This window comes from Halobiforma lacisalsi AJ5, from assembly GCF_000226975.2.
In the GTDB taxonomy this organism is placed as follows: domain Archaea; phylum Halobacteriota; class Halobacteria; order Halobacteriales; family Natrialbaceae; genus Natronobacterium; species Natronobacterium lacisalsi.
In genome coordinates this window covers 1,865,594-1,884,567 of record NZ_CP019285.1, presented here as the reverse complement: position 1 = coordinate 1,884,567, position 18,974 = coordinate 1,865,594, and the positions used below count along the sequence as shown (strand labels likewise).

Here is an 18,974-nt window from a genome sequence, read left to right as displayed (position 1 = left end):
TAGCCGTTAAGTGCCTATTATTAACGAGAATTACGATTCAAGAGTATATTTTCGGAAATAACACCGCTCTAACAAGAAGCAAACGTAAAGAACGGAATCGAGAACTTGCTCCACATATAGCAAGAGATTTTCGACATCGATTATCGAATATACCCCAAATCCTTCAAGTGATCTTCTAGTTCGTCGGTGAGTCCAACTGAATCATTGTCCTCACCTATTCCCGCAGGGTGCAAGGCATCATATATTTCGTTGACTGGTCTTGGCGTATGTTCTTCAACGACTTCCTGTTCAAATGGAGACTCAATAGATACCGTGACCGATTGGCCTTTGTGCTGAGCATACTTTTTTACACCATTTTTATTATTTTCATAAACTGCTCGCCAGGGACCAGTGAAATTATTTATATTATCAATTGTTGGGAACTTATTCGTATTTCTATCTAACATTCTATATGTTGATGACAGAACAAGGTCGTCCTTTGTGAATTGATCTTTCTCACTCGAAGAAGACAGTACGGCCCGAATCACGTCCGGAATATTCGTGAGTGATGCCGTTTCAGAGACGGATTTTCCGTCCTTCTGACCAGGATATTTAACAATAAGCGGAACATGAGTAAGGACCTCATGGATCCCCCAATTATGGCCCGGGATCTTGATTTCGGGAGTAAGTCTGCTTCTTTCACCAAAACCCTCACCGTGGTCGCTCGTTACAATCACGAGCGTGTTCTCCAGTTCACCATCTTCTGATAATTGGTTGAAAAGTGTTTTTAATTGTTGGTCAACCTGAAAGATAGATCCATCGTACAACGCTTCCAATGCCCGCAATTCATCCCAACTACGAACCCCTGTTAACAGATCACCACTCGGGATCGTCTTTCCGTTCTGCATCTTGAGCGTTGACTTGTCCCCCCAGCGATTATATTGCGGGTCGGGAAGGTATGGACTGTGAGTGTCCATAAGATTCAAACAGGCAGCCCATTGTCCGGACTGGTCCTTTTCCCACTCCAAGAAACGCTCGATAAACCGGTCACCAGAAATCGTTTTGTTGTCGTCTATCCGTTTTACTTTTGTTTCCAGTTTGCGAAATCCTTCCCACCCGCAGTTACAAAGAGATCGAAGTGGTTGGTCATTTTTTAAACTCCGCTGAAAATTACCAAAAACCGAAAGATGGGCTTTGGTGTCCCGTGGTCCGTACGCGTCCTGGAAGAGTTTTTTACGACGCTTATGCGAAGTCTGAACGTCAGCTATCTCGGTGAACTCGAACGCCTCCGCTAAGTTAGACGCATGCGAGATTATGCGATTCGGTGTGAACAGTCCGGTACTGTAATCGTGGTCGCCGCTTAATTCTCTCCAGATGGTCTCCTCTAAATCAATTTGCGAATCGTGGTGTATCGCCCGATGTTCCTCTACGTGATATCCAGTAAACATACTCACGTGGCTCGCGATGCTGTGAATGCTCGGGGAACGTGCTTGCTGATAGAGAGTCGCCGCTTCCGCAAATCCGTCCAAAAACGGAGTCGTCTCACGGTCATAACCGTACACCCCCATGTTCTTGGCTCGAGCGCTATCTAAAATCACCAAGAGAACGTTCGGCAAATCACTCATATCATGCTTTTTTCGCTGAGGAACAAAAACCTTGAGAAACGACTGATGGAGGCGTTGCTATAGTCGTTAGTCCGAATCCAGGTTGATCACATAGACCCAAGATGGCCTTCCAAACATCACATGATAAGGATGTGCTATCTGTATCCAAGGGCTTCCAATTTTTCATCCAGCTCTTCCTGCCGCATCGAATCATATCGTTCAGGGGGTTCTGGATTGACATATTTTCTTTCGTCCCCCTCTATCACTAACCAAGGAACAATACATAGTTCCGGAACGTGGAGATAAGTCGGGTGTTCATATCGTTTCCGATACAGGGGAAACACACGTTCTCCTAGTAACTCTCCATGGTCCGCACTAATCACTGTCTTTCCAGTTAGTTGGGGTAATAATTCTTTCACGTGGGACAGAACCACATTTAGGTTTTCTGTGTATGCCTCTCTTATTTCAGTATCAGAAACATCCAACCCGTCGACTGTAGGGGCTTCTATCGTTTGGACAGTCCGGGGCGAGTTCTCTGTCTCTGTACGGGAGTCTTTTTGAGCCCGCTCTAGTGTCATCCCTGTTATGTTTATTTGACGGCTCAATCGTTCCCGCAATTCTCGCCCCTTTTCACCGATGTACGGAGCGTGTGGCTGCATGAAGTGTATGATCAAACGCTTTTGGGGATATTGCTCGTGAGCCTTGAGCGCTGTTTCCACGACACCACCGGGAGGGACAGTCATCAATTCCTCATCCCAGTGATCAAAGCAGGTTATTACGGCGTGGAAAACATCATCATCAAGGACATCGTAATACGTATTAGCAGTTACATACACCGTGTCGTGGAGATCCTCATTCGCGAAGTTCCCCTCAATAAATTCAAGGCTTGAGGAGCCATGAGAAATAACCGACTGAAGATCTCCGTCAATATTATTTTCATCGGAAAATATATCATATCGACATGCGTCCAACAGTAATAGATTGTCCCAGTCTTTTGCCATAACATCCGTTCCTTCGCCGTACCGCAACCGAAACGCCAAGTTTGTGATGGCGTGGTGTAAGTAGTGGGGATGTGATCGAACAAATGATGTCGATTTTTCTACCGTATTTAGAAGGCCGTTTTCTCGATAGGTATGTATTCCTTTTTTAACTAGTCCCATACGGCACCAATACGATTTGAACGGGATAAAGTATTGGCATTATTACGAGATACTAGCTGGCGGCTACCTCCCGTATTTGATATGTATTGGTAGGATTATATCTCGAAAGCATGTGATTTCCCAGTTTCGCCGTATTTACCATGATACCCACTCTGCCCCCACCGAAACAAACCCAAAGTACTCCTCGAGGTCGACGGCCACCCGTCATCGGGAACGTCTCCAGCAACATGCTCGAGATCGGTGCCTCTGCTTCCACCGTCGCGTATCGGAAGGAACGGATCATCGAGTGATACGACGACGAGGGCGAGGACGTACCGATCACGTATGTTCGCCAGTGCGAACAACTCGAGCTCGCCCAGGTGGTTCTGCAGGCCGAACCCGACGTGGACGACTGCATGCTGATTCGAGGGATAAGTCGTCCGGGCGATTTGCGTGACGTGACAAACCCCACCGAAAAGAGCGTGCTGACGCCGCGTTCCTCGTCGAAGAAGTCCCGCACGAGGAAGCGTTACGGTACGGCGTCCTCACCAACGAATACGGCAAAATCCTCGCAGTAAGGCAGAAACCGGACAGCCCGACTTTCGCCCTCGAGATGACTGGCTGCTACACATTCGCGCCAGCGAGATTCCACGCCAGTCGCCTGGTCAAACCCAGCAGCTGCGGCGAGTACGAACTCTCGGATGCAATTGACCTGCTGATCCAGTCCAGCCGGACAATCGACGCGATCCGGAGGTGGCTAACGGCTCGACATCTCGGCTACCCCGAAGATCGAGATCGAAGAAAACGACTCGAGAAGCAAACAGAAAGGGAAGAGCGAGGAGAACTCGAGACCGCCATCCGACAGGTTTGACCTGCGGCGAAACGGTGGGTACCAACCAAAAACGACTAACGCCGACCGCTCCTCGCATCCCGTATGAACGTCTCCATCGTCGGCAGCGGGTACGTCGGAACCACCGTCGCCGCCTGTCTCGCCGACCTCGACCACGACGTCGTCAACGTCGAGATCGACGAAGAAATCGTCGAAACGATCAACGCGGGGGAGGCCCCGATCCACGAGTCGGGCCTCGAGCCCCGCATCGCCGAGCACGCGAGCGACTCGCTGCGCGCGACGACGGACTACGCCGAAGTCCGGGAGACGGACGTCACGCTCCTCTGTCTCCCGACGCCCCAGAGCGAGGACGGCAGTCTCGATCTCGCGCCGATGCGGGCCGGTGCGGAGATGCTCGGCGAGGCCCTCACCGAAAAAGACGACGACCACCTCGTCGTGGTCAAGAGTACGGTCCTCCCCGGCACCACGGAGGAGGTCGTCGCACCGATCCTCGCCGACGAATCGGGCACCCCGATCGGCGAGGGGATCGAGGTCGCGATGAACCCCGAGTTCCTCCGGATGGGGACCGCGGTGGGCGACTTCCTCGAGCCGGACAAGGTCGTGCTCGGAACCCGAACGGACGAGGCGGCCGAAACCCTCCGGGAGCTTTACGCGCCCATTCTCGCAAACGACGACACCCACCTCGTCGAGACAGCCGTCCGCGAGGCGGAGCTCATCAAGTACGCGAACAACGCGTTCCTCGCGTCGAAGGTCTCGCTGGTCAACGAACTCGGGAACATCGCGAAGGAGTACGGCGCCGACGCCTACGAGGTGCTCGAGGCGGTCGGCCTCGACGACCGGATCTCCGAGCGGTTCATGCGCTCGGGGCTGGGCTGGGGCGGGTCCTGCTTCCCGAAGGACGTCGCGGCGCTGCGGGCGGGCGCTCGCGAGCAGGGGTACGAGCCCGAACTGCTGGACGCCGCCGTCGCGGTCAACGACGAGCAGCCGACTCGGCTCGTCTCCCTGCTGGCCGACCACGTCGACCTCGAGGGTGCCCGCATCGCCGTCCTCGGCCTCTCGTTCAAGCCGGGGACGGACGACGTCCGGAAGTCCCGCGCACTCGACGTCCTCGAGCACCTCGAGAACCGAGGCGCGTCGGTCGTCGCTTACGATCCCGTCGCCACGGACAACGTCCGCGAGAAGTATCCCGACGCCGACCTCGAGTTCGCCGGGTCCCCCGAAGCCGCCCTCGAGGGGGCCGACGGGGCCGTCGTCGCGACCGACTGGCCGGAGTTCGACGACCTCGATCGCGAGTTCGAGGGGATGGCCCAGCGGGTCCTGGTCGACGGGCGCCGGATCGACGTCGATCGGGACGCCCTCGAGGTGTACGAGGGGCTGACCTGGTAGCCCTCGTCCTCGTCTCGAGCGGCGTCCGGACGCCGACTTTCAGTAACCTTTTGCGGTCCGACGAGAGAGTGATTGCCGATGGAGAATGACGGGACGCTCGCGCACGCGGATCGCGACGGCGGTGGGGAGGTCATCGCCATGAGCGATACCGGGACGACGCGCGAGATCGCGTCCGACGAGGTGTGCGTCCTCATTCCGACCCTCGACGAGGCGGCGACGATCGGCGACGTGATCGACGGCTTCCACGAGGAGGGCTACGGGAACGTCGTCGTCGTCGACGGCGGCTCCGAGGACGACACCCAGGAGATCGCCCGCGACCGCGGCGCACAGGTACTCGTCCAGTCAGGCGACGGGAAGGGACAGGCCGTCCGCGAGGCCGTCGAGTACATCGACGTCCCCTACGTCCTGATGCTCGACGGCGACGGTACCTACGACCCGGCGGACGCCGAGCGGATGCTCGAGCCGCTGTCCCGCGGCTACGAGCACGTGATCGGCAACCGGTTCGCAGATATGGACGACGACGCGATGAAGGCGCTGAACGGCGTCGGGAACCGGCTGATCAATCGCTCGTTCCGGTTCATCCACGGGGCCGACTACGAGGACATCCTCTCGGGCTACCGGGCGTTTACGGTCGACTCTTTCGAACGTCTCTCGCTCGATTCTGACGGCTTTACGATCGAGACCGAACTTGCCGTCGAGTGTGTGAAACACGGCATCGACACGACGGTCGTCCCGATCAGCTACAGTGCCCGACCGGAGGACTCCGAGACGAACCTTCACCCCGTGAAAGACGGCGGAACGATTATCCTGGCGCTGTACTCGCTGGCCAAGACCAACAACCCGCTCTTTTATTTCGGCAGCCTCGGGGTCACGGGCATCGTTACTGGCGCGCTCATCGCGACCTACGTCGTCTGGGAGTGGGTGCAGTACGGGATCGGCCACGAGATCCTGGCGCTCGTCTCCGCGGCCGGCATCCTGCTCGGCGTCCAGTTGCTAATGTTCGGCGTGCTCTCGGACCTGCTCGTCACCTTACACCGCGAACAGCGCCGTCGCCTCGAGCGGATCACGAGAAAGTCGACGGCAAGCGATAGCGATGGTCGGCAGGACCGCGAGGCGGAAGAAGGTCGAACCGACCCCGAAATCGAGACGGAGACCGAAGCCGACGGCGGCCGCGGGACCGACCGATAGTTCATACTGCCGGGCAGAACTATGTAACGCCGGTCGCATACGTGCGGCCGTTCCAGGCCGGACGGCCGCGAATTCGCGACCGACTTCGAGTTGACTTCTGTCCGGTAGTATCAGAACGGAAGCATCGAGCGCATCTGCTGAAAGACGCCGCCGGAGTGTTGCCGACGGTATTCCTCGAACGGCTCGTGGAGTTCGTTCAGCAATTGCTGGCGCGAGCGGAACTCTTCGGAGTCGACTTCCGAAAGCATTTCGCCCAGCGAGACGTCGTTGCCGTGGACATCGTAGGGGATGCGCGCGGTGCCGAGTTCGGCGGCGACGTCGTCCCTGGTGGCTGGAAAAGAGAGATCAGCGTCCTTGAGCCGGGCGTCGACTGCGGCGATGCCGAACTCGACGCTCTCGGGTTCGTCGTCGTCTCCGTTCGATGGTGGCCGGACTCCCATAGACACCATTTGACAGGCCGCTATAAAAACCGCTACGAAGCCGGCCGAACGGTCGCGCGACTGTCACCGGTTTCAGTTCGTGCGTCGTCGCCGACACGTCTTTGAGGGCTGGGACGGACCATCCACTATGACCGAGTACACCACGGTTTCGATCCCGAAGGAACTCGCCGACCGCGTCGAGGACACGATCGAGGGGACCAGCTTCCAGAGCACGAGCGACCTCGTCCGGTTTCTGCTGCGAAGTATCGTCATCCAGCACCAGAAGGAGGGTGAACTTACGGAAGCGGAGTTCGAGGAGATCGCGGAACAGCTCCGGGGGTTGGGCTATCTCGAGTGAGCCGTATCGGTAATACGTTCCGGGCGGCAAGTCTCCCGCTCCTGCGGAGGGGCCGGCGTGACTCCCCGCGGCTTCCCGTCGCTGTTCGGCGGCGTAGCCCCAAGAACGGCCGACGGTGGTGACCGCACTCAGGGTCCAACCCGGATTTTATTCTCCTCGAGGGCGTATTTTCGACTGGAGGTCGAAGGCACGTGCCACACATCCCGGACTTCCCGTCTCCGTCGGGTGACGACGAGAAGGACAGCGAAGACCGGCATCGTGGCGGCATCATCGACCGAATCATCGACGACGGGTTCCCGACCGCGGTACCGACGCCGGTTCCGGTTCCGGTACCGGCCCCGGCCCCGGCCCCGGCACCGGAGCCGGAACGGGAACCGCGGTGACCCGTCGTCGCCTCCTGACGAACTTCTTCGTCCCGGAATCGACGCGAAGTCGGTAGTTTCAGTTGCGTTCCGTATCGGCGTCTTCGTCCGTCGAGAGTCGCCAGAGTCCCCGGTACAACCACCACATATCACAATCGAACCGGTCAGCCAGCGACCGACAGCGGTCGAGATACGTCCGGTAGTCCGCGAGCGACGGCGACTCCGGATAGGGACGCTCGAGGTGGCCGTGGGTCCGCAACGTTTCCCACTCGCGGTCGCCGACGACGATGCAGCACTCCGGCGCCCCGAAAAACAGGAACGCGGAGGCGACCGGAACGTCGACGCCCTCGAGCGCGGTCAGTCGTTCGACCGGTTCTGCGACGGGGGGTGAGCGATCGCCCCGATCGATCGCGGTCGCGGCGGCCACGATCGCGTCGTGAACGTCGTCGAACGGATTCCGTTCGAAAGCGTCCTCGTGCCGGCGCCGCTCGGCGTTCGGGATCGCGCCGAGCAACCGCCGGTAGTACCAGCGAACGACCCACGTGGCGTCTCGCCGTCCGAACTCGCCGGACCGGAACGCGCTGGGGAGTGTCTCGATCCCCTCGCGCTCGACCGGATAGAAGGGTTCCTCCTCGCGGTAGTCGGCGACGGCAGCCTCGAGGGCGGACCGGGTAAGCGCCATCGATCGGCCGTTAGTCCACTATCGTGGTATACGTTTCCCCGTGTCACCTGAGGTTCGGCGATGCGCTCGAGGGAGCGGCCGCCGGCGACCGGACGGGATCGAAGTCGTGTGTCAGCAAGACTCATTCCGGTGGACGGTGATAGACAACGTGTCGATCGCCCGCGACGCGCGGCGACCGAGGAGATCACACTATGTCAAGCGATCAATCAGACCCGGTCAAGACGATCTGTCCGTACTGTGGCGTCGGCTGTGGCATCCAGCTTTCGGGGGCTGAGGAGCCGGCGGACGTGCAGTTCATGCCGTGGGGCGACGCGCCCGTCAACGAGGGCCGCGTCTGCATCAAGGGCGGCGCGGCGACGGAGGTCGTCGACCACGAAGATCGGCTCACCGACCCGCAGATCAAGGAGGACGGCGAGTTCCGCGAGGCCACCTGGGAGGAGGCCTACGCGTACGTCGTCGACGAACTCGAGCGCATCCGCGAGGAGTACGGCCCCGACGCCGTGGGCTTTTTCGGCTCCTCGAAGACGATGAACGAGGAGAACTACCTCCTCCAGAAGCTCGCACGCCGGTACGGGACGAACAACGTCGACAACTGTACGCGGATGTGTCACGCTTCGACCGTCTGGGCGCTGCGGACGAGCCTCGGCGCGGGGGCGATGACCAACAGCATGCGGGACCTCCGCGAGGAGTGTGACCTGTTCTGGATCCAGGGGGCGAACCCGGGCGAACAACACCCGATCGCGAACAGCCAGTACTTCCGACAGGCCGTCCTCGACGGCGCGACCGTCATCCAGGTCGATCCCCACGCGAACAAGACGACGCGGTCGTTCAAGATCGACGAGACCGACCGCCACCAGCACCTCCAGCTGAACCCCGGCACCGACATCCCGCTGCTGAACATCGTTCTCAAGACGATCCTCGAGCACCACGAGGACCAGCCCGAGGACGGCTGGATCGACGAGGAGTTCGTCGCCGAGCGCACCGAGGGGTTCGACCACCTGAAAGAGACGCTCGCGGACTTCGACGAGGAGGCAGCGGCCGAGGAGTGTGGCGTCCCGCTCGAGGAGATCGAACTGGCCGCCGAGAAGTACGCAACGGTGGATAACGCGGCCATCTTCACGGGGATGGGGATGAGCCAGCACGCCTGCGGCGTCGACAACGTGCAAAACGAGATCAACCTGGCGCTGATCACGGGCAACGTTGGCCGGCCCGGAACCGGCGTCAACCCGCTGCGCGGGCAGAACAACGTCCAGGGGACCTGCGACGTCGGCGCGATGCCGAACGTCCTGCCGGGCTACCAGCTCGTCGACGACGACGCGGCCCGCGAGGCGGTCGAGGACGAGTGGGGGTTCGAGATCCCGGCCGAGCCGGGCCTCACGAACGTCGAGATCTCCCACGAGTTCGGCGAGTCGGTCAAGGGCCTGTACGTCATGGGTGAGAACCCCGTAATGAGCGAGCCCGACGCCAACCGGGTCGCCGAACGCATCCAGGACCTCGAGTTCGTCGTCGTCCAGGACATTTTCCCGACCGAGACCGCCCAGTACGCCGACGTGCTCCTGCCGGCGACGACGTGGGCCGAACGCGGCGGGACCGTCACGAACACCGACCGGCGCGTCCAGCGGATGCGCGGCGTCGGGAAAGTCCACGAGAACACGAAACACGACCTCGAGATCCTCTCGGCGGTCGGGTCTCGACTCTTCGACGCCGACGAGTTCGAGTTCGACGGCCCCGAGGAGGTCTTCGAGGAACTCCGCCGGGTGTGTCCCATCTACCACGGGATGAGCTACGATCGGCTGGGCGAGGAGGGGCTGCACTGGCCCTGTTACCAGCCCGGTGACGAGGGCGACCCCTACCTCTACGAGGAGGAGTTCGACACCGAGAGCGGACGCGGGCGGATCGAAGGGGTCAGCCACCAGCCACCGGCCGAAACGCCGGACGACGAGTACCCGCTGATCCTCACGACCGCACGCCTCGAGGAACACTACAACACCGGAACGATGAGCACCCGCTCGCCGACGCTGAACCGCCAGACCCCCGAGAACTTCGTCGACGTCCACCCCGCGGACGCGGAGCGGTACGGGATCGAGGACGGCGACGAGGTCGTCCTCGAGTCCCGGCGGGGCGAGATCACGGTCGAGGCGCGGGTCACCGAGGACATCAAGGAGGGCGTCGTCTGGACGACGCCACACTTCGCAGCCGCTTCGGCCAATCGGCTCACGAACGACGTGCTCGACGAGCGAGCGAAGATTCCTGAGTACAAGGCTGCGGCCGCGGAAATCGCGGTGACGCTCGAGCCGTCAGCCGACGACTGACCCCCCTCTCGAACCCCTGTCAGGAACGCATCGCCGACGGCTCAGGCCGGAAACGACTGCTCCGGTGGCTGCGCGTCGATGATCTCGAGGGGCTGTCGGTTCCCCGCCCGGTCGAACGCCGCGAACGAGTCCTCGGCGTCGGTCCAGGGCGGGACGGCCACGAAGATCACTTCCGCGAGGTCGTCGCGTCGGGTTACCTCGAGTTCCCGCAGCGGGTGCGAGACGAACTGTCCCTGCGCCTGGCGGGCGGGCGTCGAGAGGTCGACGCCGAAGACGGCGTTGACGGCGTTGCCCGGATCGGGGAGGAAGAAGTCCGTGAACACGGGCGTCTCCGGGGCGACGGCGTCGGCTTCCGGCCCCTGGAGTTCGCGGGCGGGAGTGACCGACGTCCCGGTCGTCACGCGGTCGGGATCGGCATCGCTGGCCAGATCGAGGAGGACGTCGACGAGCGCCCGCGTGATGTAGACCACGCCCGCCCCTATGTCGGGCGAGTAGTTAGATGTATTCCCCGCGAATGCACCCGTTATCCGTTATCCACTATTCGCCATTCGCTATCCCCTAGAACGGGAGCAACGACCGCGCCGTCTTCGCGTACAGCAGCGGCGCCCGGCGACGCGCCCCCTCGAGCGCGTCGGCGAGGGTGCCGGTCGCTCCGGAGAGCACGCCCGGGCCGTGGGCGACGAGGACCCGGTCCGGGCGGAGTCCGCCGAGGGTCTCGCGGGGCGGCACCGCCCGCCGCATCGGGTGGACGCCGAGCCGTTCGCCCCGGACCCGGAAGTAGTCGGCAGTCCCGACGGACTCGGGAACCACGAGCGTACCCGCCTCGCGGTCGTAGAGTGCGGCCTCTTGCCAGAACCGGTTGTTGACCACCGTGAGCGCCTCGATACCGGTGTCAGCGAGTTCGTCGCCGAAGCGGGCAATTGGCGTCTCGGACGGGAGTTCCTCGGCGACTCCTTCGAAGAACTCCGGGAGGTAGACCGGGACGTCGTGGCGGTCCGCGATCGCCGCGGCGTCGCGCTTGTGGCGATCCAGCAGGACGACGACGCCGGCGACCTCGCCGAACTCCGCGAGCAGGTCGTCGAGACCGTCGGCGTCGAGGGGATCGATCAGCCAGACCTCGCCGTCGACCTCGAGGGCGTGGCTGGCGCGTTGCATGCGTTCCTCGGGGTGGGCGATCCAGCCGACACCGTGGTCGAAGCGGTCGATCTCGCGGAAGTCCGTGGCGCGTTCGTCGATGCGGAAACTCATTATCGTGCGTTTCTCTAGGGCCGTCGACACCATAAACGGGGGAGAAGCGGCGAACGGGACGGTCCGACCGCGGTCCGGATGCGCTCCGGGCGTCGGCGACGGTTCTTTCACCGGTCCTCAAGTAGGTGGACACATGCTCACTCGGTTGGCCTGGCTCGCGCTCGAGGCCAAGTACCTCGAGCCCGCACGGGCGTTCTACGCGGAGACGCTCGAGATGTCGGTTCGCGCGGACCGCGATGAGCCGTCCGAACTCGCCCTCGCCGCCGGCGACACCGACCTCGTGCTCCGCCGGCCGAGCGGCGTCCCCCGCGGTGGCCTCCACACCCACTTCGCGCTCTCGATCCCCGCCGACGAGTACGACGACTGGTGGGACCGCCTCGAGGAACAGGGCTACGACCTCGAGGAGGCCCAGTTCGGCCCCGCGAAGTCGCTGTACCTGTACGACCCGGACGGCAACTGCGTCGAACTCGGCCAGCGGGACGTCGCGGGGCCGGGGATCGACGGCCTCTTCGAGGTCGTCCTCGAGGTCGAGGACCTCGAGCGCGCGGAGGCGTTCTACACCCAACTGGGGTTCGAGACCGTCGACGCGGGCGACGACCGCACGCGGGTCCGGATGGACGGCCCGATGGCCCTGGAGCTGTGGGAACCCCACCTCGGGCTCGCCGATGCCCGCGGGGGCGTCCACGTCGACCTGGGGTTCGAGACGAGCGAACCGACCGCAGCGCTCGAGGCAGTCGCCGACCGGGTGGGCCGAGTCGACGAGGTCGACGACGAACGGGTCGTCCTCCGGGATCCGGACGGGCACGTGTTGACGTTCGCGACGGATCCGTAGCGGCGGCCGCGCCGGTCTCCCCGCGACGGTTCGGGTCCGCTCACCTGCAGGCCGACGACGTATCGATCACAACGGCGCACGCTCAGACGATCACCCATGACGATCGATACCACGGAAAACCTCTTCGTATCCGGACTGAAACACGCCTCCCACACCGAACAGCGCCTCATCGAGGCTCTCGAGGAACTCGAGGAGACCACCTCGAACGAGGAGGTCAAATCGGGCTTTGCGGAACACCGCGAGGAGACCGAGATCCACGTCGACAGGATCGAACAGGTGTTCGAGCAACTCGACGCGGAGGCCGAGCCGGAGGAGGACCCGGTCGTCGAGGGGATGATCGAGGCCCACGAGGAGTTCATGAGCACGGATCCGAGCGACGAGGCGATCGACCGGTTCAACATCGCTGCCGGCCAGAAAGCCGAACACTACGAAGTCGCCACCTACGGGAATCTGATCCCGATGGCAGATAACTGGGCATGGACGACGCGGCCGACACCTTAGAGGAGACGCTCCGGGAGGAACAGGACGAACTCGACACGCTCTCGGAGATGGGCGAGGCGTTCGACTACGGCGAGTTGTCGGTATCGCAGTGAGATCGCGTCCTATAGCCGGTCGGTGTTCACGTCCACACCCGGCGGCGTCACGATCAGGAATCCGCGGAAGTGCACCAGGTTTCCGCCGGCCTCTTTTACGTCGCGGGCGAATCCTGAGGCGAGTTCGTTGACCTCTCCCTCGACGTTGAGGACCAGCACGTTGCCGTTCGAGACGGCTTCGATCCACTGCTCCGCCGGCGTCGACCCGTCCAGGACGCCGAGCACGATGCTTCCCTCGAGATCGAGCTCTTCGTCGATGTGTTCCTCGACCGCCCGCAGATCGAGGTCGAAGTCGCTCATGTGACCCCCCTCGAAGCCCGACGAGAAAAACGTTCCTCTCGAGGAACTCCCCGGTCAGCAGTCGGTCCTTAGTCCATCGGGAACTCCTTCTGGAACCCGCGGAACTCCGTCCGATGGGCCTCCTCGTCCGCCAGCAGCGTCACCGCCACGTCCTCCGTCACGGGGTCGTTGGCGTCGTCGGCAGCGGCCGCCAGCGACCGGTAGGTCTCGATGGCGTCCTCCTCGGCCTCGAGCACGCCGTCGATGACCGATTGCACGTCGGTGGTGTCCGCGGGCGGCTGGAGGTTCGACTGCTGGGCGTCGAACGACTCCGACCCCGGGGGCGACTCGTCGAGTTGCTTTAGCCGTTCGCCGATCATCCGGGCGTGGTCGAGTTCCTCCTGGATGTCCGCTTCGAGGCTCGCCTTGACCTCCTCGGCGTGGATACCGTCGAGGACGATGGCGTTCGAGAGGTAGTTCATCACGGTCTCGAGTTCGTCGAGGTACGCTTCGGTCAGCAGGTCGGTGATTTCGTCGGTCGTCATCGCGGGGGCACGTACCACGACCGGGGGTAAAGTACCCATACGCGCGACGGCCGCCCGCTCCCCTCGCGCCGAGCCTCGAGACGCGCGTCGGACCGGCGGCGACGGCACACTCTTTTCGCTCCCGGTCGAACGTCGCCGCATGCGCGACCTCGACGAGACCGACATCGAGATCCTCGAACTCCTCAGCGAAAACGCCCGCCGGCCGTACAAGGAGATCGCCGACCACGTCGGGCTGACCCCGCCGGCGGTCTCCGACCGCATCTCCCGGCTCGAGGAACAGGGGATCATCGAGGGCTTTACGATCGACGTCGACCGCGAGAAGCTCCGCGGCGAGACGGCCGCCCTGATCGAACTCGAGCCCGCGCCGGCGGCCGTCGCCGACGTCTACGCCGCGGCGGCCGACCTCGAGGGCGTCGAGGGGATCTACGAGGGGATGGACGGCCGCGTGCTCGTCCACGCGACCCTGCCCTCCGAGGGAGTTCGCTCGTGGCTCGAGACCGAACTCGACCTTTCGGAGCTCGGCGGCTACGACGTGACGCTGCTCTCGCGGTCCGATCGCCTGGTCGGCGTCTCGGCCGCCGGATTCGCCCTCGAGTGCGTCGTCTGCGGGAAGGAGGTCACCGGCGACGGCGTGACGGCGACGGTCGGGGGCGAGGTCAAGACGTTCTGCTGTCCCTCCTGTGAGGATCGGTACGTCAGCCGCTACGAATCCCATCAGGACGCCCTCGAGTGACGGATCGGTGGACGATCGGAATCGATATCCGAAACTAGTGGATGAATAGTCAGATATCTCGACTCAACATCCTCAGCGGTGACCGTCCGTCAACCGGCGGGCGCGCGCCAGCGAGAGCGCCCCCGGAACGCCACCGATTACGGGGTAATAGTTGCCGGTGTTGGCGAACCTCGGCCGACGGCGACCATATGATACCATTCAGTATTAAGAATATTAGGCCATTGGTTGCTTGCGATTTTTAGCCACTCGCGTATCGTGTTCCGTGGTAACACGTCAGGTGATTTCGATCTCGGCACCAGATTTATATAGGTCCTCCCGCCTGGGATTCGACTACAATGTCTTCACAAGACGAGCCGTCCTCTGACACCAGTCAGGGGGGTCGAGTTCTTCCAGGGCACGTTAGATTCCACTGACGAAATAGAGTCAGCACGTGTCTTCGACACCACCCTGCGGGATGGTGAACAGTCGCCCGGCACTTCCTTCTCGTACGAGGACAAGCGAGGGATCGCCTCGATCCTGGACGAGATGGGGACCCACGTCATCGAAGCTGGATTCCCCGTCAACTCCGACGCCGAGTTCGAGGCCGTCCGTGACATCGCATCGTCGACGTCGACGACGACCTGCGGGTTAGCCCGCGTCGTCGACAAGGACGTCGAAGCGGCGCTCGATTCGGGCGTCGAGATGGTGCACACGTTCGTGTCCACCAGCGACGTCCAGATCGAGGATTCGATGCACGCCACGCGAGCGGAGGTCCGGGAACGCGCAGTCGAATCGGTCGAACGCGTCAAAGAGGCGGGGGCTACCTGCATGTTCTCGCCGATGGACGCGACGCGAACTGACGAGGATTTCCTGATCGACGTCGTCGAAGCGGTCTCCGAGGTCGGCGTCGACTGGATCAACGTTCCCGACACCTGTGGCGTCGCCACGCCGGGTCGGTTCCGCGAGCTGATCGCGAAGGTCGGCGAGCACACCGACGCCCGGATCGACGTCCACACCCACGACGACTTCGGCCTGGCCACCGCGAACGCGCTGGCGGGGATCGAAGCGGGGGCCGACCAGGCCCAGGTGTCGGTCAACTCCATCGGCGAGCGGGCCGGCAACGCCGCCTACGAGGAGTTCGTGATGTCCGTCGAGTCCCTCTACCAGACCGACACGGGGATCGACACGACCCGCATCACGGAGCTCTCGGAGGTCGTCGCCGAGAAGAGCGGCATGGACACGCCCGGCAACAAGCCGATCGTCGGCGACAACGCCTTCTCTCACGAGAGCGGCATCCACGCCGCCGGCGTCATCGAGAACTCCGACACCTTCGAGCCCGGCGTGATGACCCCCGAGATGGTCGGCGCGGAACGCCGGCTGGTCATGGGCAAACACACCGGCACCCACTCGGTACGCGAGCGTCTCGAGGACCGCGGGTTCGCCCCCTCCGACGAGGAGGTACGGGCGGTCACCCGTCGCGTCAAGGACTACGGCGCGGAGAAGCGCCGGGTCACCGTCGGCGACCTGGAGCGGTTCGCCGAGGAGGCCGACGTCCCGCGGCGTACCGACGACGAGAGCGAACGCGAGCAGGAGGAGGTGCGCGCCTGAGCGATGACGGCGTCCACCCCGGTTTCCACGGATCGCGAGCGGCTGCTGTCGCGAACGCGAACGGGACCGCGTACACACCCAACCCGCCGCCGCGAACGTTGCCCCGCTCGCAACAGTTATGTCCCTCGAGGTGCCTATCGGATCAGTAATGACGGGACGCGCATCCCTGTCGGCTCGCACTCGGGGCGACAGCAGCGCGTTCGCCGCGATCCGTATTCGTATTGTAGGGGCGTACTAGCCCCTCTATTACTCCGCACCCACGATTCCGGTTTCGCCGTCGCATCGATTTTCGAGCGAGCAGTTTCCACGCAGATGAACCAGCCACACACAGCACGGACCGCGCGACGCGCGTCATCGTCGTCGCCGTCGTCCGCGGAGTACGATACGGATCGCCAGCCCACGGCGGGTGAGTTCCGATGAGCGAACGCGCTGCAACGGTTTCGCCACCGGAAGAACACACTGAGGAAGACGCACAGGACGAGCAAGAACCCGACGCGCCGTCGGGATCGGAGGACCCGACGCCGGAGCCGGTTACGTCCGGCGCACAGGCAGTCGTCCGGGCCCTCGAGAACGCGGGCGTCAAGTACGCCTTCGGCGTCCAGGGCGGGGCGATCATGCCCGTCTACGACGCCCTGTACGACTCCGACATCAGGCACGTGACGATGGCCCACGAGCAGGGCGCGGCCCACGCGGCCGACGCCTACGGCATCGTCTCGGGCGAGCCGGGCGTCTGCCTGGCCACGTCGGGCCCGGGCGCGACGAACCTGGTCACGGGCATCGCGGACGCCGACATGGACTCGGATCCGCTGATCGCGCTGACCGGCCAGGTGCCGACGGAGTTCGTCGGCAACGATGCGTTCCAGGAGACCGACACCACCGGCGTCACGACGCCGATCACGAAGGAGAACACCTTCGCGGCCGACCCCGACCGGGTCGGCGACGACGTCGGCGAGGCCTTCGCCCTCGCGAACGAGGGACGGCCCGGCCCGACGCTGGTCGACCTGCCGAAGGACGTCACGAACGCCGACACCGAGACCGAGCCCGGCGAACCCGAAACGCCGGACACCTACGAGGTCCAGGAGCGAGCCGACCCGGAGATCGTCGCAGAGGCGGCCGAGCGCCTCGAGAACGCCGACCGGCCCGCGATGCTGCTGGGCGGCGGCGTCATCAAGGGCGAGGCCAGCGAGACCTGCCGGGAGTTCGCGATCGAGCACGAGATCCCGGTCATCACGACGATGCCCGGCCTGGGCTCGTTCCCCGAGGATCACGAGCTATCGATGGAGATGGCGGGCATGCACGGCACCGGCTACGCCAACATGGCGATCACCCACTGTGACACGCTGCTTGCCGTCGGCACTCGGTTCGACGACCGCCTGACCGGCGGCATCGAGACCTTCGCGCCCGACGCGGAGGTCATCCACGTCGACATCGATCCCGCCGAAATCTCGAAGAACATCCACGCGGACTACCCGCTGATCGGGGACGCCGACACCGTCGTCTCGCAGCTGGCCGAGGCCGTCGAGTCCTCGCCCGAGGCGACGAAGTGGCGCGCCCAGTGCCAGCAGTGGAAGTCCGACTACTCGATGGCCTACGACGCCCCCAAGGACGAGCCGGTCCGGCCGGAGTTCGTCGTCGAGGCCTTAGACGAGGCCACGAGCGACAGCGCGATCGTCACCACCGGCGTCGGCCAACACCAGATGTGGGCCTGCCAGTACTGGACGTTCACCGAGCCCCGGACGTGGGTCTCGAGTCACGGCCTGGGGACGATGGGGTACGGCCTGCCGGCGGCGATCGGCGCGCGCCTGGCGGCCGACGACGACCAGGAGGTCGTCTGCGTCGACGGCGACGGCTCCTTCCTGATGACGATGCAGGGACTATCCGTCGCGGTCCGCGAGGACCTGGACATCACGGTTGCCGTTCTCAACAACGAGTACATCGGCATGGTCCGGCAGTGGCAGGACGCCTTCTTCGAGGGCCGTCACGCCGCCTCGGACTACAACTGGATGCCGGAGTTCGACAAGCTCGCCGAGGCCTTCGGCGCACGCGGGTTCCGGATCGACGACTACGACGAGGTCGCCGACACCATCGCCGAGGCCGTCGCCTACGACGGTCCCTCGGTGATCGACGTCCACATCGACCCCGAGGCGAACGTCTACCCGATGGTGCCAAGCGGCGGCGACAACGGCCAGTTCGCCCTGGCGGAGGACCAACTATGAGCGGCGGACTGGACGGCCCGGCCCCGGAGGAACGGCCGACGCCGGACGGCCGGCGCAACGAGCAGGGGATCCGTATCGATCCCGAGGTCGAGGTGACCCACGATCCCCGCCGGACCGTCATCTCCGCGCTGGTCAAACACGAGCCCGGCGTCCTGGCGGAGGTCTCGGGCCTGTTCTCGAGACGGCAGTTCAACATCGAGAGCCTGACCGTCGGGCCGACGACCGACGAGGACCGCGCGCGGATCACCCTCGTCGTCGAGGAGTCCGACCCGGGGATCGACCAGATCAAGAAACAGTTGCGGAAGCTGGTCCCGGTCGCCTCGGTGCGGGAACTCGAGCCCGACGCCATGCAGCGGGAACTGGCGCTGGTGAAAGTCGACGCCGAGGATCCGGCGCAGGTGGCGGCCGTCGCCGACATGTACGACGCCACGGCCGTCGACTCGAGCCCCGAGACGGCGACCTACGAGGTCACGGGCTCGCGCCAGAAGATCGAGGCCGCGATCGAGACGTTCGGCCAGTTCGGCATCCGGGAGGTCGATCGCACCGGAACGACCGCGCTGGCCCGGGGCACGGACGAAACGACCGGGCCGACGCCCGCGGAAGCGAGCGTCTCGGCCGCCGAAGAAGCGAAGCAGACGAAATACACTGCGGACGACGATTAA

At 63.2% G+C, this 18,974-nt stretch carries 18 protein-coding genes and 2 pseudogenes; 12 read left to right on the top strand and 8 right to left on the bottom strand.

The features are described from left to right. Window positions 1–140: 140 nt before the first annotated feature. Both CHINAEXTREME_RS09010 and CHINAEXTREME_RS22015 read right to left on the bottom strand, forming a co-directional pair. A complete protein-coding gene (locus CHINAEXTREME_RS09010; RefSeq protein ID WP_007143205.1) occupies window positions 141–1,604 on the bottom strand; it encodes a sulfatase in 1,464 nt (487 codons plus the stop codon). Window positions 1,605–1,738: 134 nt separating this feature from the next. Then, entirely contained in the window at window positions 1,739–2,743 is a 1,005-nt protein-coding gene (locus CHINAEXTREME_RS22015; protein WP_193790388.1) for a hypothetical protein, read from the bottom strand. A gap of 165 nt (window positions 2,744–2,908) precedes the next feature. Between CHINAEXTREME_RS22015 and CHINAEXTREME_RS09000 the strand changes: the two are divergent. The 3 genes and pseudogenes from CHINAEXTREME_RS09000 to aglJ form a co-directional block, all read left to right on the top strand. Next, window positions 2,909–3,593, top strand: a pseudogene (locus CHINAEXTREME_RS09000) (sugar phosphate nucleotidyltransferase); the annotation flags it as partial. A gap of 63 nt (window positions 3,594–3,656) precedes the next feature. Then, complete coding sequence (gene aglM, locus CHINAEXTREME_RS08995) at window positions 3,657–4,958, top strand: UDP-glucose 6-dehydrogenase AglM (protein WP_007143203.1); 1,302 nt, start codon at window positions 3,657–3,659, stop codon at window positions 4,956–4,958. Between the two features lie 78 nt (window positions 4,959–5,036). Then, window positions 5,037–6,146 (top strand): S-layer glycoprotein N-glycosyltransferase AglJ, encoded by a 1,110-nt coding sequence (aglJ, locus tag CHINAEXTREME_RS08990; RefSeq protein ID WP_007143202.1) that lies wholly within the window; start codon window positions 5,037–5,039, stop codon window positions 6,144–6,146. Window positions 6,147–6,256: 110 nt separating this feature from the next. Here the strand turns inward: aglJ and CHINAEXTREME_RS08985 are convergent, their stop codons facing one another. After that, entirely contained in the window at window positions 6,257–6,586 is a 330-nt protein-coding gene (locus tag CHINAEXTREME_RS08985) for a DUF5789 family protein (protein WP_007143201.1), read from the bottom strand. Between the two features lie 127 nt (window positions 6,587–6,713). Here CHINAEXTREME_RS08985 and CHINAEXTREME_RS08980 point away from each other — a divergent pair, with 127 nt between their 5' ends. Further along, window positions 6,714–6,923, top strand: a complete 210-nt coding sequence (locus CHINAEXTREME_RS08980) for a ribbon-helix-helix domain-containing protein (RefSeq protein WP_007143200.1) — start codon at window positions 6,714–6,716, stop codon at window positions 6,921–6,923. A 191-nt stretch (window positions 6,924–7,114) separates the two neighbouring features. Further along, the gene (locus CHINAEXTREME_RS08975; protein ID WP_007143199.1) at window positions 7,115–7,306 is read left to right on the top strand and encodes a hypothetical protein; all 192 of its coding nucleotides are present in this window, start codon (window positions 7,115–7,117) and stop codon (window positions 7,304–7,306) included. 58 nt (window positions 7,307–7,364) lie between these two features. Here the strand turns inward: CHINAEXTREME_RS08975 and CHINAEXTREME_RS08970 are convergent, their stop codons facing one another. Then, window positions 7,365–7,967, bottom strand: a complete 603-nt coding sequence (locus tag CHINAEXTREME_RS08970) for a hypothetical protein (RefSeq protein WP_007143198.1) — start codon at window positions 7,965–7,967, stop codon at window positions 7,365–7,367. 191 nt (window positions 7,968–8,158) lie between these two features. Between CHINAEXTREME_RS08970 and fdhF the strand changes: the two genes are divergently transcribed. After that, window positions 8,159–10,279, top strand: a complete 2,121-nt coding sequence (fdhF, locus tag CHINAEXTREME_RS08965) for a formate dehydrogenase subunit alpha (RefSeq protein WP_007143197.1) — start codon at window positions 8,159–8,161, stop codon at window positions 10,277–10,279. 41 nt (window positions 10,280–10,320) lie between these two features. On the opposite strand, the gene CHINAEXTREME_RS08960 is transcribed toward fdhF, so the two are convergent. Both CHINAEXTREME_RS08960 and CHINAEXTREME_RS08955 read right to left on the bottom strand, forming a co-directional pair. Further along, window positions 10,321–10,749 (bottom strand): hypothetical protein, encoded by a 429-nt coding sequence (locus CHINAEXTREME_RS08960; protein WP_007143196.1) that lies wholly within the window; start codon window positions 10,747–10,749, stop codon window positions 10,321–10,323. 88 nt (window positions 10,750–10,837) lie between these two features. Further along, the gene (locus CHINAEXTREME_RS08955; RefSeq protein WP_007143195.1) at window positions 10,838–11,527 is read right to left on the bottom strand and encodes a hypothetical protein; all 690 of its coding nucleotides are present in this window, start codon (window positions 11,525–11,527) and stop codon (window positions 10,838–10,840) included. 133 nt (window positions 11,528–11,660) lie between these two features. Between CHINAEXTREME_RS08955 and CHINAEXTREME_RS08950 the strand changes: the two genes are divergently transcribed. Together CHINAEXTREME_RS08950 and CHINAEXTREME_RS08945 are read left to right on the top strand one after the other, a co-directional pair. After that, window positions 11,661–12,359, top strand: a complete 699-nt coding sequence (locus CHINAEXTREME_RS08950; protein WP_007143194.1) for a VOC family protein — start codon at window positions 11,661–11,663, stop codon at window positions 12,357–12,359. 96 nt (window positions 12,360–12,455) lie between these two features. Further along, window positions 12,456–12,952: pseudogene (locus tag CHINAEXTREME_RS08945) on the top strand (YciE/YciF ferroxidase family protein). 9 nt (window positions 12,953–12,961) lie between these two features. Here the strand turns inward: CHINAEXTREME_RS08945 and CHINAEXTREME_RS08940 are convergent. Together CHINAEXTREME_RS08940 and CHINAEXTREME_RS08935 are read right to left on the bottom strand one after the other, a co-directional pair. After that, entirely contained in the window at window positions 12,962–13,252 is a 291-nt protein-coding gene (locus CHINAEXTREME_RS08940) for a DUF5779 family protein (RefSeq protein ID WP_007143193.1), read from the bottom strand. A 68-nt stretch (window positions 13,253–13,320) separates the two neighbouring features. Continuing rightward, entirely contained in the window at window positions 13,321–13,776 is a 456-nt protein-coding gene (locus tag CHINAEXTREME_RS08935; protein WP_007143192.1) for a ferritin-like domain-containing protein, read from the bottom strand. 139 nt (window positions 13,777–13,915) lie between these two features. On the opposite strand from CHINAEXTREME_RS08935, the gene CHINAEXTREME_RS08930 reads away from it, so the two are divergent. From CHINAEXTREME_RS08930 to ilvN, 4 genes are all read left to right on the top strand, one after another. Further along, window positions 13,916–14,509: a winged helix-turn-helix transcriptional regulator gene (locus CHINAEXTREME_RS08930; RefSeq protein ID WP_007143191.1), complete on the top strand. Its 594-nt coding sequence runs from the start codon at window positions 13,916–13,918 to the stop codon at window positions 14,507–14,509. 324 nt (window positions 14,510–14,833) lie between these two features. Next, complete coding sequence (locus CHINAEXTREME_RS08925; RefSeq protein ID WP_177209211.1) at window positions 14,834–16,096, top strand: homocitrate synthase/isopropylmalate synthase family protein; 1,263 nt, start codon at window positions 14,834–14,836, stop codon at window positions 16,094–16,096. 416 nt (window positions 16,097–16,512) lie between these two features. After that, entirely contained in the window at window positions 16,513–18,312 is a 1,800-nt protein-coding gene (gene ilvB, locus CHINAEXTREME_RS08920; RefSeq protein ID WP_007143189.1) for a biosynthetic-type acetolactate synthase large subunit, read from the top strand. After that, window positions 18,309–18,974 (top strand): acetolactate synthase small subunit, encoded by a 666-nt coding sequence (ilvN, locus tag CHINAEXTREME_RS08915; protein WP_007143188.1) that lies wholly within the window; start codon window positions 18,309–18,311, stop codon window positions 18,972–18,974. Before ilvB ends, ilvN begins: the two co-directional genes overlap by 4 nt.